Origin of the sequence: Parasynechococcus sp., from assembly GCF_042954245.1 — a bacterium.
In the GTDB taxonomy this organism is placed as follows: Bacteria; Cyanobacteriota; Cyanobacteriia; order PCC-6307; family Cyanobiaceae; genus Parasynechococcus.
Genome location: NZ_JBGKDP010000068.1, coordinates 1 through 1,740 on the forward strand (window position 1 = coordinate 1; position 1,740 = coordinate 1,740).

3 protein-coding genes are annotated in these 1,740 nt (G+C 60.5%); all 3 read right to left on the reverse strand.

The features are described from left to right. A partial coding sequence (locus tag ACGVJ8_RS03365; RefSeq protein ID WP_392345483.1) for an NAD(P)/FAD-dependent oxidoreductase occupies positions 1–547 on the reverse strand: 547 nt, incomplete at its 3' end. Further along, the gene (gene frr, locus ACGVJ8_RS03370; protein WP_392345484.1) at positions 544–1,092 is read right to left on the reverse strand and encodes a ribosome recycling factor; all 549 of its coding nucleotides are present in this window, start codon (positions 1,090–1,092) and stop codon (positions 544–546) included. The genes frr and ACGVJ8_RS03365, both read right to left, overlap by 4 nt. 41 nt (positions 1,093–1,133) lie before the next feature. Continuing rightward, on the reverse strand, positions 1,134–1,740 hold a 607-nt coding region (pyrH, locus tag ACGVJ8_RS03375; protein ID WP_392345485.1), incomplete at its 5' end, for a UMP kinase.

A 1,740-nucleotide genomic window follows, 5' to 3' on the forward strand; every position in this document is an offset into this window, starting at 1 on the left:
GGCCCTCCAGACGCACCGACATCGTGGTTGCGGTCTGGATCTGTTTGGGGCCCAGGCCCAATTGTTGGGGCCAAGGCGACCCGGAACCATCGGCAATGACCACGGCCCGGCTTGTCCATTGGCGTCCGTCCTGGGCCGTGACCTGCCAAGCTTCGCCAATGCGGGTGATGGCGTTGATCTCCGTCCCTGCGATGCATTCAGCACCGGCCAGGGCTGCCTGCTCGGCTAAAAGTTGATCCAAACGTTCCCTGCGCACGATCCAGAAGGGAGCGTCGCCGGGAAGTGCGGCGACCACTGGGTCGTCCAGGCACCAGCTGAAATCCACTTGCTGAATCACCTGCTCAACGGCAGGGTCCAGAGGAAACGGAAACCATTGCTGTACGGATGCCGCCATGCCTCCACCACAGGGTTTAATCCGTGGTTCAGCGTCGCGTTCCAAGAGCTTGACGGAATGGCCAGCTTCCGCCAAATGAAAGGCCGCAGCGGAACCTGCGGCCCCAGCCCCGACGATCAGGACATCACAAACGGATCCAGCGGCAGCGCTCACACCTTGAGAATGTCGGCTTCCTTGGTGGCCAGGTGCTTCTCGAGTTCGGCAATGAACTTATCGAGGGTCTTCTGGACTGCGTCTTGTTCATCGCGACTTTGATCTTCGGAGAAATCGCCGTCTTTCTCCTGCTTTTTGATCTTGTCGATTGCATCGCGGCGCAAATTGCGCAACGCAACTTTTCCTTCCTCAGCGTATTTCGAGGCCAGCTTGCAGAACTCTTTGCGGCGCTCTTCGGTGAGCGGCGGCACGTTGATGCGAATGATTTTGCCGTCGTTGTTGGGGGTGAAGCCCAGTTCGCTCATCGCGATGGCCTTTTCGATCAGCCCGAGGGAGGACAGGTCGAAGGGCTGGATCTGAATCGTCTGCGAGTCCGGCGTGGTCAGGGTGGCCAGTGACTTCAGCGGCGTATCAGCGCCGTAGTACTCAACGCTGATGCGATCGAGCAACGATGAATTGGCACGCCCCGTGCGAATGGTGTTGAAGTTGCGCTGGGTGGCCTCCACCGACTTGCGCATGCTGGCTTCGAGATCTTGGGTCGACATGGGAGAGGAAGAGGGGCTGGACGAGGTCGTTGGCGCTGAATTCAGAGCGGTTCGCCGATGCGCGATCCGATCGGCTCCCCAGCGACTGCTCTGCCGATGTTGCCAGGTTCAAACAGGTTGAACACCACGATCGGGATGTTGTTGTCCTTGCACAAGGCGATGGCGGTGCTGTCCATCACTCCCAGCTCTCCACTGAGGACGTCCTGGAAGCCGAGGTTGTCGTACTTCACGGCATCCGCGTGTTTGGCGGGATCCTTGTCGTAGACGCCGTCCACCTTGGTGGCCTTGAACACCACATCAGCATTGATCTCAGCGGCGCGAAGCGCCGCGGTGGTGTCGGTGGTGAAGAAGGGATTGCCGCAACCGGCACCAAAGACGACCACGCGCCCCTTCTCCAGATGGCGGATGGCTTTGCGGCGGATGTAGGGCTCAGCCACCTCCTGCATCGCAATCGCGGTTTGAACACGGGTCGGGACACCCGCCTGTTCAAGGCCGTCCTGAAGTGTGATCGCATTCATCACGGTGGCCAACATGCCCACGTAGTCGGCTGTGGCCCGCTCCATCCCAGCGGCGGAGCCTTTGAGGCCCCGGAAAATGTTGCCTCCGCCGACCACGATGGCCAGCTCGGTTCCGGACGCCACCACCTTG

What these genes read in the sequence shown, in the direction of transcription:
- frr (WP_392345484.1), bottom strand. Translation starts at nt 1,092, where the DNA reads ATGTCGACCCAAGATCTCGAAGCCAGCATGCGCAAGTCGGTGGAGGCC.